This window comes from Acidovorax sp. HMWF029, assembly GCF_003060895.1.
GTDB lineage: Bacteria > Pseudomonadota > Gammaproteobacteria > Burkholderiales > Burkholderiaceae_C > Acidovorax.
This window is the reverse complement of sequence record NZ_QAIH01000134.1, coordinates 8,678-23,319: the sequence shown is the minus strand read 5'-3', so window position 1 is coordinate 23,319 and position 14,642 is coordinate 8,678. Positions and strand designations below refer to the sequence as shown.

General features: G+C 64.2%; 13 protein-coding genes. 7 read left to right on the top strand and 6 right to left on the bottom strand.

Features of this window, described 5'->3' with window-relative positions:
- Positions 1-303: cellulose binding domain-containing protein (locus DBR12_RS09045; RefSeq protein WP_199226662.1), on the top strand; the 303-nt coding region annotated here is incomplete at its 5' end.
- A gap of 68 nt (positions 304-371) precedes the next feature.
- On the opposite strand, the gene DBR12_RS09040 is transcribed toward DBR12_RS09045, so the two are convergent.
- A complete protein-coding gene (locus tag DBR12_RS09040) occupies positions 372-860 on the bottom strand; it encodes an acyl-CoA thioesterase (RefSeq protein WP_108616949.1) in 489 nt (162 codons plus the stop codon).
- A gap of 117 nt (positions 861-977) precedes the next feature.
- Between DBR12_RS09040 and DBR12_RS09035 the strand changes: the two genes are divergently transcribed.
- Positions 978-2,111 (top strand): sterol desaturase family protein, encoded by a 1,134-nt coding sequence (locus tag DBR12_RS09035; protein WP_108616952.1) that lies wholly within the window; start codon positions 978-980, stop codon positions 2,109-2,111.
- A 25-nt stretch (positions 2,112-2,136) separates the two neighbouring features.
- Here DBR12_RS09035 and DBR12_RS09030 read toward each other — a convergent pair whose 3' ends face one another.
- The 4 genes from DBR12_RS09030 to DBR12_RS09010 all read right to left on the bottom strand — a co-directional run bounded on the left by DBR12_RS09030 (position 2,137) and on the right by DBR12_RS09010 (position 5,842).
- A complete protein-coding gene (locus DBR12_RS09030) occupies positions 2,137-2,826 on the bottom strand; it encodes a response regulator transcription factor (protein WP_108616948.1) in 690 nt (229 codons plus the stop codon).
- Between the two features lie 14 nt (positions 2,827-2,840).
- Positions 2,841-4,496 carry a cell wall metabolism sensor histidine kinase WalK gene (locus DBR12_RS09025; RefSeq protein WP_108616951.1) on the bottom strand — a complete coding sequence of 552 codons (1,656 nt, stop codon included), beginning with the start codon at positions 4,494-4,496 and terminating at the stop codon, positions 2,841-2,843.
- A 103-nt stretch (positions 4,497-4,599) separates the two neighbouring features.
- Positions 4,600-5,163 (bottom strand): hypothetical protein, encoded by a 564-nt coding sequence (locus DBR12_RS09020; RefSeq protein WP_108616947.1) that lies wholly within the window; start codon positions 5,161-5,163, stop codon positions 4,600-4,602.
- Between the two features lie 190 nt (positions 5,164-5,353).
- On the bottom strand, positions 5,354-5,842 hold the full coding sequence (locus DBR12_RS09010; RefSeq protein WP_108616946.1) for a DUF4124 domain-containing protein: 489 nt from the start codon (positions 5,840-5,842) through the stop codon (positions 5,354-5,356).
- A gap of 507 nt (positions 5,843-6,349) precedes the next feature.
- Between DBR12_RS09010 and DBR12_RS09005 the strand changes: the two genes are divergently transcribed.
- From DBR12_RS09005 to DBR12_RS08995, 3 genes are all read left to right on the top strand, one after another.
- Positions 6,350-8,437, top strand: coding sequence for a TonB-dependent siderophore receptor (locus tag DBR12_RS09005; protein ID WP_233244373.1), 2,088 nt, complete (start codon positions 6,350-6,352; stop codon positions 8,435-8,437).
- A gap of 131 nt (positions 8,438-8,568) precedes the next feature.
- On the top strand, positions 8,569-9,903 hold the full coding sequence (locus DBR12_RS09000) for an NAD(P)/FAD-dependent oxidoreductase (RefSeq protein ID WP_108616944.1): 1,335 nt from the start codon (positions 8,569-8,571) through the stop codon (positions 9,901-9,903).
- A gap of 100 nt (positions 9,904-10,003) precedes the next feature.
- The gene (locus DBR12_RS08995; protein ID WP_108616943.1) at positions 10,004-10,318 is read left to right on the top strand and encodes a hypothetical protein; all 315 of its coding nucleotides are present in this window, start codon (positions 10,004-10,006) and stop codon (positions 10,316-10,318) included.
- 30 nt (positions 10,319-10,348) lie between these two features.
- Here DBR12_RS08995 and DBR12_RS08990 read toward each other — a convergent pair whose 3' ends face one another.
- Complete coding sequence (locus DBR12_RS08990) at positions 10,349-13,639, bottom strand: EAL domain-containing protein (protein WP_108616942.1); 3,291 nt, start codon at positions 13,637-13,639, stop codon at positions 10,349-10,351.
- A gap of 308 nt (positions 13,640-13,947) precedes the next feature.
- Between DBR12_RS08990 and rpsU the strand changes: the two genes are divergently transcribed.
- Both rpsU and DBR12_RS22680 read left to right on the top strand, forming a co-directional pair.
- The gene (rpsU, locus tag DBR12_RS08985) at positions 13,948-14,160 is read left to right on the top strand and encodes a 30S ribosomal protein S21 (RefSeq protein ID WP_007833691.1); all 213 of its coding nucleotides are present in this window, start codon (positions 13,948-13,950) and stop codon (positions 14,158-14,160) included.
- A 228-nt stretch (positions 14,161-14,388) separates the two neighbouring features.
- Positions 14,389-14,642 (top strand): GatB/YqeY domain-containing protein (locus DBR12_RS22680; protein ID WP_233244372.1); only part of this gene is annotated, 254 nt, incomplete at its 3' end.

The following is a 14,642-nucleotide window of genomic DNA, read 5'->3' as shown; positions in this document are numbered from 1 at the left end:
GCCCCCACGCCAACGCCCACCCCGACTCCCACACCAACCCCCACGCCGACTGCCAATTTCTCCGTGGTGCAGACGGTGAACAGCGATTGGGGTTCGGGCTACTGCCAGCAGGTCAAGGTGATCAACATGGGCAATGCCACCGGCAACTGGGCCATCAGCGTCCCGGTGAGCGGCACCATCAACAACCTGTGGAACGCCACCTGGTCCCAGGGGGGTGGCAACCTGAGCGCGACGGGCGTGAGTTGGAATCAGACGCTGGCACCTGGAGCCTCTGCAGAGTTCGGCTTCTGCGCCGCACGCTAAGCAACGCCCCCAATTGGACACGGGCTCCTGCCATGCAAGGGCCCTTTTTTTGTTCGATTCCCCTCCGTCTATGCTCCGGTGGTTTCGCGCACCTGCCTGAACCGCTCCGCCAGCTCCTTGCGCAAGGACTTGCGCAACAAGGCGGCATCCCAGCGGCGACGTTCGTCGGGCGTGGAGGGCGACAGCGGAGGCACCTGCACGGGCTTGCGCAACTCGTCCACAGCCACCATGGTGAAAAAACAGCTGTTCACATGCCGCACCACCTGTGATCGGATCTCCTCAGCCACCACCTTGACGCCCACCTCCATCGACGAGGAGCCTGTGTAGTTCACGCTGGCAAGAAACGTCACCAGTTCGCCCACATGGATAGGCTGCAAAAACATCACCTGGTCCACGCTCAGAGTCACGGTGTAGCAACCTGAGTAGCGGCTGGCGCACGAGTAAGCCACCTGGTCAAGCAGCTTGAGGATGGCGCCGCCGTGCACGTTGCCCGAAAAATTGGCCATGTCCGGCGACATGAGCACGGTCATGCTCAGTTGATGTGAGGGGATGTTCATGGAGTGATTTTAGAAAGCCGGATGTACTGGGTCGCGCAGAAGTTGTACCCACACACTGCCGGTGGCGGCTTCGCTACACTCGCGCAGCGCCTGCTCAACGGGTGCGAGGAGGAACCGATGATCGAACTAGAAAAACTCAACGAATTCACCGAAAGCCATGGTGCATTGCGCACCGGCAAGGGGCTGGTGTCGGGCGTGATTGCGCTCACGCTGGCCATCCTGTGTTTTCTCGGCGTGCTCGCATTCCACTTCCCCGAATACCTCACCACACCGCAACTGCGCAAAAGCTATGACGTAACGGTGATCCGCTCCATCATGCTGGTGGCCATGGCCATTGCGGGCGGCATCTCACTGGTCAACATCGTGTTCAACCGCGCACGCTGGCTGGCCACCTTTGCCTTTGCCATGGTGGTACTCACCGCCCTGCTGGGTGGCCACAAGGTGGAGGTGGACCCGAACTTCCCGGACAACACGCCCTATATTGGCCTCGACTGGTTCATCCTGGACCTTTTGGGAAGCTCGCTGATCTTCATCTTTATCGAGAAGCTTTTTGCGCTTCGCAAGGAGCAGCCCATCTTCCGCGCCGAGTGGCAGACCGACTTTCACCACTTCATCGTCAACCACATGGTGGTGGGCTTTGTGCTGCTGGCCACCAATCTCATGGTGCACAAGTTCTTCGGCTGGGCGGCAAGTGACGGTATCCGCGGCTGGGTGCAGGGCCTGAACTTCTGGGTGGCACTTTTCCTCATCGTCCTGGTGGCCGACCTGGTGCAATACTGGACCCACCGCGCCTACCACGAGGTGCCGTTGCTATGGCGCCTGCACGCAGTGCACCACAGCGTCAAAAGCATGGACTGGATGGCTGGATCACGCCAGCACATCCTGGAGTTGCTCATCACCCGCACCCTTGTGCTGGCACCCATCTACGTGCTGGGTTTCAGCAAGGAAGTGATCGACGCCTACATCGTCATCGTGGGCTTCCAGGCTGTCTTCAACCATGCCAACGTGAGTGTGCGCCTGGGGCCGCTGCGCTACGTGCTGGTCACACCCAACTTCCACCACTGGCACCACAGCCAGGACCAGGAGGCGCTGGACAAAAACTACGCCGCGCACTTTGCGTTTCTAGACTACCTGTTTGGCACTGCCGTCAAAAGTACCAAGCTTTGGCCCGAAAAATACGGTGTGCTGGGAGACTACGTGCCCAACGGGTTCGTGAAGCAGTTCAAGTTTCCATTCACCTGGAAAGGGTAACTACCTGCGGCAGCGCCTTGTCTGGCTAATCCAGCGTGGCGTCCAGCCGGTAGCCGAAGCCCCGCACGGTCTTGATCAGCGCCAACGGATGGCCTTCGTCGATTTTGGCGCGCAGGCGGCGCACATACACATCCACCACGTTGGTCAAAGGGTCCTCGTTGGTGCCCCAGACGTTGGAGAGTATCCGCTCGCGGCTGTAGACACGGCCTGGCGCGCTCATGAGCAACTCCAGAAAGGCCAGCTCGCGCGCAGTGAGCGTGATGGACTGGCCAGCGCGGCTGGCCTGCATGCGCTCGAGGTCCAGCACCAGATCGGCCACCTGCAGGGTGCTGGCGCGCTGGCGCTGCTCACGGCCCCGGCGCAGCAATGCCTCGATGCGGGCCAGCAACTCCTCAAAGGCGAACGGCTTGGTAAGGTAGTCATCGGCGCCCAGCCTCAGGCCATTGACCTTGTCTTCGGTGTTGCTCAGGGCGCTGAGCATCAACACGGGCATCTGGTGCCCCTCGGCGCGCAGGGTCTGGCACAGCTCCAGGCCGCTCAGGCCCGGCAACATCAGGTCCAGAATCAGCAGCGCATCGGAATCCGCGCCGCGCGCCATGGCCAGGCCTTCGGGCCCGGTACGGGTCAGTTCCACGCGGTAGCCCTCGGCCCGCAAGCCACGCAGCAGGAAGTCGGCCACGCGCGCATCGTCTTCCACCACCAGGATGTTATTCATGCTGTCCCTCCCTGCTACGCATTCGCTTCGTCGGTAGCCTGCGCCCGTGGCAACGGCAGCGCAATGCGTACTACCGTACCCTGCCGCGGCACACTGGCTATGTTGATGCTACCCTGGTGCGCTTGCACGATGGTTTGCGCGATAGACAAGCCAATGCCCGTACCATCGGCACGGTGCGCCCGGGCACGATGACCGCGCACAAAGCGGTCAAACACGGTGGGCAGATCATCTGCGTCAATGCCAATGCCTTCATCGCGCACCACCACCTCCACACCTGCTGATCGGCTGCAAAGCCCCACACGCACCGTGCCTCCCCGCTCGGAGTAGCGCACCGCGTTATCCAGAACGATCATCAGTGCCTGGCGCAGCCGGTCGGCGTCGGCATACACGGTCACAGGGCCTGCAGGAAGGGCCTCGGCGCCATCGTCCTCTTCCTGGTCAAATTGCCATTGAACCAGCACGCCCTGGGGCGCCCCCATGGCGGTCGCCTGTTCGGCGGCATCGCCCAACAGGGCGCGCAGATCCACCACCGCTGGGTGCATCACCAGTTGATCGGCTTCGGCTTTGGCAATGAGCAGGAGGTCGTGAATAACACGGGTGAGCTGATCCACCCCGCCCACAATGCGCGTCAGCGTCTGGCGGTATTCCTCCACCGGCTTGGCACCACCACGCAGTGCGATCTCGGCCTCGCCGCGGATGGAGGTGGCGGGTGTGCGCAGTTCATGGCCCAGGTCGGCAAACAGCTGCCTTCGACGCTGGTCGAGGCGCTGCAGAGTGTCGTGTGCGGCCCTCAGCTCCTGGGTTCGGGCCTGCACCGCATCCTCCAGCTCGCGGCGAGCAGCGTCGGCACGTGCACGGTGCTGCTGCAGTTCTGCCGCCATGGCATTGAAGTGCTGGGCCACACGGTCAAATTCATCCTTGGAGCCAATGGCCACGCGATAATCCAACGCCCCGGCCTGCAGGGCCTGCGTTCCCTCCAGCAGTCGCTGCAGAGGGCGCTGCAGCCGCCTCGCAAGGTGCAACGCAAGAACAACTGCCACGGCCAGCGTGATGAGGGCCATGCCAATGGCCTGACCGCGCAGCACATCCAAGCCACGCTCGGTGGCTGCACGCGCCACAGGCACAGCAGCGCGCTGGTTGGCAATGGCGCCATTGATCAGCTCACGCAGATCACGCCCACGCGCCATGTCGAACACCTGGGTAAGTTCGGCCCACAGGGCAGGAAAGTCAGCCCCCTCTTCCAAAGGCTCCAACTGCGCCAGCCGCGCCTCCACCGCCTGGATGTTGTCGTGCAGCAGCTCTGCAACACCTACGAGCTGGGGCACCTCGGTCGGCATGCTCACGCGTTCGCGCTGCACCAGCTCGGTCCACAACGCCAGGTCGCGCCGTGCCAGATCATCGAGATTGGCGGTGCTGGCAACCATGGCGGCGACCAGGCGCGCGCGCTGGTCGGGCTGGGCATCGGCGCCCATCAGGCGCTGCAAAGCCCACACGCGCAGCCTTTGCTTGTTGGCCGACAGATCCAGCAACTCGGACAGAATGTCACTGGCCAGCCGACTGTGCTGGGCATAGTCGTTGACGCGATTGGCGCCCCAGTACACGAAGATGGCCTGGATACAAACCAGGGCCACCAGGGCAGCAAATGCCAGAGAGAGTCGTACACGGTACATGGGCAGGCCCCGAAAGAAGGCCTGGATTATGAAGCCGGGCTTGTGCGCTTGCTGCGCACCCGTGGCCGCATACCCGGAAGCTGCCGTACCGCGCACGGCTTTGTCAGTTGCCTGTGAAGGGCAGCGACGAATGGTGCACGACGATGCGCAGCTTGCCCGCGTCATCCTTGACAAACGTCCAGGTCTTGTCGACCGTAGTGACCTTCCCGGCCTTGTCCGTCAACATCACGTTACCCATGGTGCTGGCCGAGTCGCCCGCGATGAACACAGCACTGTTGGCGATCTCGCACTTGGTCCAGCCCTTGAGCGCAAAACCGGTGTCCTTGGGGAATGCCGCATTCCCCCCCACAAAGTACGACAGCGCGCCTTCGCGAGTCACTCGGAACGTCTGGGGCGCCTCGGTCAGGGTCGGCTTGAACAGGACCGCACCCATCTGGTAACCATAGGCGCTGTCAATCACCTTCTCAGCCAGCGCCTTGGCTGCAGCCTGGCCGCTGGAGGCGTGGGTGCTGCTGATGTCAACCAGTGCCTTGCACCAGGTTTGCTGGGCCGCCAGCACTTCGCCCTCAATGATGGCCTGGTTGACGACAGGGCCCTTGGCGGAAACGGGCAGTGCAACAGCACCGATCAGCAGGCTGGCAATGGCGATACAGGTAGCTTTGTTCATGGTTTTCCTGGGGTGAAAGAGTGAGGTCTCACAGTTGCCGCAGCGGCTGCCTGCAAGAACTACAGTTCACCAAAGCACCATGGACCGCCTCTGACCATTGAATGAGGCGTACGTGAGGGGAACATGAACAGCCGATGAACCCAGGCCCCGGTGGGCGGGTGCCCTCACCGCCGCTGGAACCCGAGTGTGGCTACAGCTTTCCGAGCTCGGCTTCGAGCGAGTTCAGCTGGTTGCGCAATTCCTCGGTTTGGGCCTCGCACGCGGCCTTGTCCTTGCCCGCTGCCGCTGCGCGTTCCTGCGCGAACTGGGAGCCCGATGCCAGGGTACTGCGCCGCAGCGCGCCCGCATGGGCCACAGAGGCATCCGGGGCGATTGCCGCACACTCCTGCTGGTTGCGCTCCAGGGCCGCACGTGCCTGCGGCACGCCCTGGTTCTGTAGGTAGTGCTTGCGCTGCCAGGTGAGGCCAAATGCGCCCTCTTTCGCAGTGGAGGGGCTGGGCGAAACAGGGGTGGCGCCCTGCATGGCGGGCTTCACGTCCATCTTCTCGCCCTGACCGACCAAGCAAGGACCGTCCTGGAACGATACCTTGCCATCGGGGCCCGTGCATTTGTTGACGGCCCATACCGGGGCCAGAAATCCCAGCACCAGGGCACAAGCGGCACAGCGGATCGGATTCATGAAGGGGTCCTTGGCAGGTGGATATCGCATGCTACCGCGCCGGGCTCGGCTGCGACACCGCCGCGGAGCATGGGCTGTAGAAGCGACCCGCAGCAAAACATCACAAAGCCAAGCATCCCATGGCACCAAGAACAAAGCCACACAAGACCGACAGCCTATCGGCGCCAAAGTCCACATCGAACCCAGGCCGGGTGCCAGAGCTCGTTGCCTGACGACAACGAAACAGCAGTTCTTTCCGCTTTTCATCATCCAATATTGAGAATAATTCGCATTTATCGTTACAATTTTTGTGATTGTCAGCCAGCCAAGCTCTCTCAGGAAAAAGCGCCGCAAGCCAGCCAGACCCGGCGTTTTCTTCAGGAGCTTTTCATGTTTGCTACCCATCGGCACCTTGCATGTGCCGTTCATCCTCTCGCAGTCGCCGCCGCCCTGGCAGCCAACCTTGCTGGCACCGCATGGGCACAGCAATCTGGCGAAACCGCTTCGCCCGCTGCACCCGAACCTGCCATGAGCAGCACTGCGACCAACGACCAGGTCATTCAGCCGAAGTCGCTAGACAGCGTTACCGTTTCCGGTGCGCGCGAAAGCGCGTCCACGCGGCTGCAGCTCACGCCGCGTGAAACGCCGCAGTCGGTCAGCACGGTGACCCGCTCGCAGATCGAGCGCCAATCACTCACCAGCATCGACGCCGTGCTGCGCAACGTGAACGGTATTGCTGTCAGTTTTTACGACACGCAGCGCCCGCTGTACTACGCGCGGGGCTTTCAGATCACCGACTTCCAGACCGACGGCCTGCCCAGCTACAGCAGCAGCACCAACCAGGAGTTCGACACCGCGCTGTACGAGCGCATCGACATCGTGCGCGGGGCCAATGGGATCCAGACCGGCGTGGGTGTGCCGTCGGCCACCATCAACATGATCCGCAAGCGCCCGCAGCGGGAGTTCGCGGCGTCCGTGGCGCTCACGGCCGGTTCGTGGAACCTGTACCGGGGCGAGCTGGACCTCAACACCCCGCTCAACAGCGACGGCAGCGTGCGCAGCCGCCTGGTGGTGGCGCCGCAAAAGAAGGAAAGCTTTCGCGACCGCTATTCTGAGGACAAGACCGCCCTGCTCGTCGCCGTGGAGGCAGACATCGGCACCGCCACCGTGGTGTCTGTGGGCTACCAGCGCCAATCCAATGACCCCAAGGCGCCGATCTGGGGCACCATCCCGCGCTTTGCCACCACGGGCGTGCCGATTGACCTACCGATCTCCACCAGCTTCTCGCCTCCCTGGACACGCTGGGAGCGCACCTCGGGCACGTTCTATGCCACGCTGGACCACCAGATCAACGAGGACTGGAGTCTGAAGGCCGCGCTGAACCACACTGAGGGCGACACCTTCCGCCTGAGCACCTACGGCTATGGCGCCACCACCGCCAAGGCGCCCTTCATCAACCCGGTGACGGGCGCGGGCACCACGTTGTATGCCGCCGTCAGCGGCGGCAGCGAAAAGCAGGACACGGTGGACGCCTACCTGTCGGGCAAGTTCGAGCTGGGTGGCCGCAAGCACGACCTGGTGGTGGGCATGAGCTCCACCCGCACCGCCACGCGCACCGATGGCTACACCTCCCTGGCGGGCTGGAGCCATGTGATCCCCAACATCTACACCTGGGATGGCAACGCGCCTGCACCCACTTATTCCAAGACCGGCGCCTGGCGCACGCAGATCACGCAGCAGACAGGCCTGTTCGCCTCGGCACGCTGGCGCGTGGCCGACCCGCTGTCGGTGCTCACCGGCCTGCGCCTGACCGACTGGCACCGCCACTCCGACACCTATGGCACCACCGGCACGTATGCGGGCCGCTCAGCCATCCAGGATGAGAACCGCAAGGCCACGCCCTATGTGGGCGCGGTGTATGACATCACGCCCACGCTGTCGGCCTACGCCAGCTACGCGCGCATCTTCAACCCGCAGAACTACAAGGATCGCAGCAACACACCGCTGTCGCCCGTCATCGGCAGCAACGCCGAAGCCGGCCTCAAGGCCGAGCTGTTCGAGCGCCGCATCCAGGCGCACTTTGCGGTGTTCCAGACCAAGCAGGACAACTTCGGCGTGCGCGACAGCGCCATCACCACCCCGCTGCCCGACGGCACCCTGCCCTACGTGGCCGTGAACGGCACGAAATCCACCGGCTTCGAGCTGGAATTTGCAGGCATGGCCACCCGGCAGTGGCGCGTGAGCGCAGGCCTTACCCGTGCCAAGGTCACGCGCGCACCCACCGACCTGATCTGGGCCAACATGCCCGACTACCTGCTGCAGCTGGGCACGGACTACCAGCTCTCAGGCGCACTCGCCCCCCTGTCGGTGGGCGGCAACCTCACGTGGCAAAGCTCGATAGAAGGCTTCAACATCCCGCACCCGAGCGGCACGGTGACCGTCAAGCAATCGCCCAAGGCCATCCTCAACCTGCGCGCGTCCTGGCAGTTCAACCCCAAACTCAGCGCCACGCTGGCGGTGAACAACGTGACCAACCAGAAGTACTGGGCCAATCTGGACTACGGCAACTACGCCGACCCGCGCAACCTGAGCGTGACATTGCGCGCGGCGTTCTGACCGGCGTACCGGTTAGACAAGAGGCAGAGAGGGGCGACTGGGGCCTGCGCTGCATCGGCATCGCGCCGTGCGGAGCAGGCCCCGGGGCAGCCAGGGGACAATCACGCCTTTGTCCCTTTTGATGCCTCCCCGTGTCCCTTCCATTTTTTGACGCCATCATCATCGGCGCCGGCGCCGCCGGCTTGTTCTGCGCGGGCCAGGCGGGCCAGCGGGGGCTGAAGGTCTTGCTCATCGACCATGCCGATAAGGTGGCGGAGAAGATCCGCATATCGGGCGGCGGGCGCTGCAACTTCACCAACCGCGACCTGGACCCCGCCGCACCGCACAAGCACTTTGTGGGGCAGAACCCGCAGTTCTGCCGCTCGGCGCTGTCGCGCTACACACCCGCCGATTTCATCGCGCTGGTGCAAAAGCACGGCATCCCCTTTCACGAAAAGCACAAGGGCCAGTTGTTTGCCGACCGCTCGGCCGAGGACATCATTGCCATGCTGCTGGCCGAGTGCGCAGCGGGTGGTGTGACACATTGGCAGCCTTGTGCCGTCAAAAACATAGCTTTTTTGGCCGTTTCCGCGCACCCATCAAGCGTTGGTAGCTATCAAATTGATACTGACCGGGGCCCGGTACAAGCGCGGTCGCTGGTGATTGCCACGGGCGGGCTGTCGATCCCCAAGATCGGTGCCACCGACTTTGGCTACCGGCTGGCACAGCAGTTCAATGTCCCGCTGGTGGAGCGCCGCCCAGGCCTGGTGCCACTGACCTTTGACGGCGCGGGCTGGGCGCCGTATGCACAACTCGCTGGCCTGGCTCTGCCGGTGCAGATCAGCACCGGTGTCCATGAAGGCCCCCACGCTCCACCGCCGCGCGGGTCGCTGCCCCCCGAGGGGGCCGTTTTTGCCTTGGGGCGGCCCGGCGGCAAAAAGAAAGCCCGTATGGCATTCGACGAAGACCTGCTTTTCACCCACCGGGGCCTGTCGGGCCCGGCGGTGCTGCAGATTTCGAGCTACTGGCAGGAGGGCACGCCTCTGACCATCAACCTTGCGCCCACCGTGGATCTGCCCGCCGCGCTGGCGCAGGGTAAGGCGCGCTCGCGCAAGCTGATTGCCAACGAGCTGGCCACCCTGGTGCCCAGCCGCCTGGCCGACGCCTGGGCCGGCCGCGAGGCCGACTGGCAGCGCCCCATCAACGAGGCCAGCGACAAGGCCCTGGCGCGGCTGGCCGAGCAACTGGCGCGCTGGGAGCTGACACCCACGGGTACCGAGAGCTACAAAAAGGCCGAGGTGACGCTGGGCGGTGTAGACACCAAGGCGCTGTCCCAGCAGACCATGGAGTGCAAGACACAACCCGGGCTGTACTTCATTGGCGAGGTGGTGGACGTGACAGGCTGGCTGGGCGGCTACAACTTCCAGTGGGCATGGGCCAGCGCGCATGCCTGTGCGCAGTCGCTGCCGCTGGCCGGTCGTGCATGACGCATCACTGAAGCGGAAGACGCCGCCTGAACAACGCACCTACACTCGGGCCAGCCCACCGGGCTTTCACCCTCGGCGTCTTTTTCATCAGGGGACCGGCATGGATGCGATGGAACGCGCAGAAAAATTGCAGGCCGCCGCCACGGCAGTCGGAGCCCTCGTGGCCCTGGTGCCTGCGGCCAGCATCGGCGGCAACATCTTTGTCGCCATCCTCGCAGCGCTGGGTGTCGGATCGTTGGCAGGGGGCGCAGTCATGCTGCGCTGGCTGCTCACCGACGAAGGCGATGCCTACCTGCGGGCCGACTCGCGCATCTCAGGCCGCTCCACATCGCGCACCTCCGTGTGGCTGGGCAATCTGGCGCCGGGCGTGATCCTGACCGGCCTGGCGGTTCTGCTCCACCTTCGCCTGGGCTGACAACGGCACGCCCCACAGCGCGGCGCGGCGTCATCCCATCAGCGGTGCGGGTTGTGTGCTGGTGGCATCCAGCCCACGCAATGAAGCACCCAGCAGCAAACGATGCTGCAGCGCCCAGGCCTCCAGGTGGTCCAGCGGCAGCGGGCGGCTGAAGTAATAGCCCTGCAGCTCCTCGCAATCCAGCGCGCCCAGCACCTGGGCCGTGGCCAGGTCTTCCACGCCCTCGGCCACGATGCGCAGCCCCAACGTGTGGCCCAGCGCGATGATGGCGCGGGTGATGGCCATGTCGGCGGGGTTGGTCAGCATGTCGCGCACAAAGGACTTGTCCACCTTGAGGCGGTCGATGTCAAAGCGCTTGAGGTAAGCCAGGCTCGAATAGCCAGTGCCAAAGTCGTCGATGGACAGTTGCACACCCAGCGCCTTGAGGGCCGCCAGCTGCTGCGCGGCGGCGTGGGCGTTGTCCATGAGCTGCGATTCGGTGATCTCCAGTTCCAGCCGGTGGGCAGGCATGTGGACGCGGGCCAGCAGCGCTTCGATGTCAGGCACCAGCGCCGGGTCGGCGAGCTGTGCGGCCGAGAGGTTGACCGACACCGACACGCCCGCCAGCGGGTGGGGGTTCGGGTGTTCCCCACCGCTGTGGAGCGGCGCCTGCCAGCACGCCCACTGCTCGCAGGCCTGCTGCAGCACCCAGTTGCCGATGGCACGGATCATGCCGCCCTCTTCGGCAATGGGGATGAACTCGCTGGGCGGGATGGCGCCCAGCACCGGGCTGTTCCACCGCAGCAGTGCCTCCACTCCCAGCAGGTGTGCGCCCCTGGCAGACAGGCGCGGCTGGTAGTGCAGGCTCAGTTCATTGCGCTCCAGCGCACGGCGCAGTTGCTGCTCCATGGTCTGGCGCGCCACGGCGCGCAGGTCGGTTTCCATCGAATAGAAGAGCGCCATGTCGCGGCCGGTGGTCTTGGCCTCATACATGGCGGCGTCGGCGCGGCGCATCAGCTCGTCGATGTCGCTGCCGTCCTCGGGGTAGACCGCAATGCCCACGCTGCACGACACGTTCAGCTCATGCCCTTCCACCGGGTGGCTCTGGCGGATAAGCGGGATCAGCCGCCGCTCCACCAACTGCTGCACATCCTCGCGCCCGGCCACGTCGCGCATCACCACCACAAACTCGTCGCCGCCCAGGCGGCTCACCGTGTCGCGGCTGCGCACGGCCTGGGTGAGGCGCGCGGCCACCGAACGCAGCAGGCCATCGCCGATATGGTGGCCCAGCGTGTCGTTGATGGACTTGAAGCGATCCAGGTCGATGAACAGCACGGCCACCTTCTCGCCGGTGATGGGCGCCTGCGCAAGCGCCATCTGCAGGCGCTGCACACACAGCGAGCGGTTGGGCAATTCGGTGAGCACGTCGTGGTGGGCCAGGAACTGGATGCGCTCCTCGTTGTGCTTGCGGTCGGTGATGTCAATGGCAATGCCGATGTGGTTGGCCACCGCACCGCCCTTGCCCTCGCGCACAGCCGACACCATGAGCCAGGCCGGATAAGTCTCGCCCGAGCGGCGGCGAAACCGCACCTCGCCCTGCCAGGACTCCTTGTCAGCCATGGTGCGGCGTATCTGCGCCGACAGCGGCTCGCCCCCAGCCTCCTCCAGCAGCGAGCCCAGGCCTTCGCCTATGAGTTCGTAGAAGTCGTAGTGCGTGCTGCGGCAGAACGCATTGTTCACACTGATGATCTGCTGATCGGCGTTCATGATGATGATGCCCTCGGACGATGCCTCGAACACCTTGGCCCACAGCTCCAGGCGCTGTTCCATCACCTTGAGCACGTTGATGGGCGTGAACGCGGTGAGCACCGCATCGCGCCCCTGAAACTGTAGGCGCCGTGCCGACAACACAGCCCAGGACGGCTCGGGGCTGCCCTTCCAGCGCACCTCGAACTCATCGACCAAACCCTGATCCGCCAGGCGCTGAAAGAACCGCGCGCGCACGCCAGGCTCCAGCCCCACGGCCCATGGGTCGGTCTTGCGGCCACCCAGCCAATGGGCAGCGGGCGCATTGGAGTGCAGCACATCGTGCTCGGGGATCGAGGTGACCACCATGGGCATGGGGAAGGCCTCCACCAGCTCACGCTGCGCTTCGGCCGCGCGGGCACTGGCGGCCAGCTCCTGCTGTAGCACGCGGTCGCGGTCGAGCTGCGACAGCATCTCGTTGAAAGCTGTGAACAGGCGGCCGATTTCGTCACGGCTACCCCACTGCGCGCGCAGGGTGTGATCGCCGCTCTTGCGAACCTCGTCGGCCACCCGCGCCAACTGCTGCAGGGGCTTCGCAATCTGGCGTGCCACCAGCGTGACGAGCGAGAGGATGCAGCCCAGCAGTACAAGCGCCGTGCCAAGGTGCAGCCACATGCGGGCAAACAGGCTGTCCACCCGCTGGTTCAGGAGGCGCTCCAGGTCCACGATGCCCACCGACCAGGCATCGCGCAGCGCGCCCAGCACCTGGGCCTGCTGCGCGCCCACCTGGGCCAGCGTCAGGCGCGATTCGCCAGCGGCAATGCCCTGCAGCAGGGCCTGCAGGCTCGCCAGCGACGCATTGAGCGCCTCTCGCTGCGGGCGCAAGGTCGCGCGCATCTCGGGCGATCCAGCAATGAAGGCCTGGTTGTAGTCCGACTCAATGCCCTGCGCCACCGCATCCAGCCGCCCCACCAGTGTGAGCAGCTCCGAGTTCCACTGCGGCCCCCGCGCCGAGGGCGCTGCGCTCAGAAAGCTCACCGTGTCGTGCACCGCCTGCAGCAGCTCCGGGAAGCGCAGCACCACCAGCGACATCACGTAGTAGCTGTCCAGGTCCGGGTCCAGGATCAGGTTGGACTGGTTGCCCACAGTGGTGAGCAGCTCACGCCCCTCGCGCAACAGCTGGCTACGGCGGTGGGCGAGCGACTGGGCATGGCCCTTTGCTGAGGCCTCCAGGGCTGGAGACACATGGCCGGGCAATTGCTCCAGCGATGCGCTGAAGCGCTGGCCAGCGTCGCCGGTGTGCAAGCGCTCGTCGTAGGCCTCACGCACCACGGCCAGCCGCGCCAGTACCTCGACCACCTGCGGTGGCTGCTGAGAGGCATCCAGAAACTGCCCCAGCAAACCGTCGCGCACCGCCGCCGCATAGGTGGTTCCCATGATTTCCTTGCGCGCGAAGTCGATGGCCAGGTACTTCTCATGGATGAGGATGCTGGAGACGTAGATCACCGCCGTCAGGTCCAGCAGATAAATGAGCATGAGCTTGCGGCCCACACTGAGGCGGCCCAGCCAACCCGATACTCGGCGCATGAATGCCATGGTGTTGTGGCGGGACCGCCCGGGCGGATGACCTGGGCTCCCCACCGATGAATTGGAGTGTTACAACCCGAAGCAACTTCCGCGCCATTGCCGACGTCCCCGCACCGCCAGAGGCCATGCTGGTGCGGTGCATGCGCAAAGGCAGGCAGGCCTTGCACAACTGGTGCGGATAGAGGCTATAATCTCCGGCTTTGCTGGCAATGCCCCGTCGGCCAAATACTAGTTACAGACGGGGAAACCGCTTTGTACGGACTTGAGGCCCGATCTCCCCAAGCCCCTCTGCAGGCACATTTGGAAAACATTAGCTAATGACTACGATCCGCGTAAAAGAAAACGAACCCTTTGACGTTGCCCTGCGCCGCTTCAAGCGCACCATTGAAAAGCTGGGCCTGCTGACCGACCTGCGCGCCCGCGAGTTCTACGAAAAGCCCACCGCCGAGCGCAAGCGCAAGAAGGCTGCTGCCGTGAAGCGCCACTACAAGCGCGTTCGCAGCATGCAACTGCCCAAGAAGCTGTACTAAGTACCGCTTCGGCCCCGTCAGTCCCCGATACGGACGACAGCCACCAAACCCGCGCTAGGGACGCCAAGCGCGGGTTTTTGTTTTTCGGGTTTGCAAAAAGCCCCTCTGGCGTCGTTGTAGCGCCTTGCCGTTGCCACACTACTGTCTGCGGCACTACGCCTAGCCAGAGGGGCTTTTTGCAAACCCTAAGTCCCTGCCTGACCAACACAAAGACAAAGGAAAAGCCTCATGAGCCTCAAGGACCAGATCACCGAAGACATGAAAACCGCCATGCGCGCCAAGGACAGCGAGCGCCTGGGCACCATTCGCCTGCTGCAGGCCGCGATGAAACAAAAGGAAGTGGACGAGCGCATCGTGCTGGACGACGCTGCCGTGGTCGCCATCGTGGACAAGCTCATCAAGCAGCGCAAGGACTCCATCACCGCGTTTGAAGGCGCTGGTCGCCAGGATCTGGCCGACAAGGAAAAGTCTGAAATGGCCGT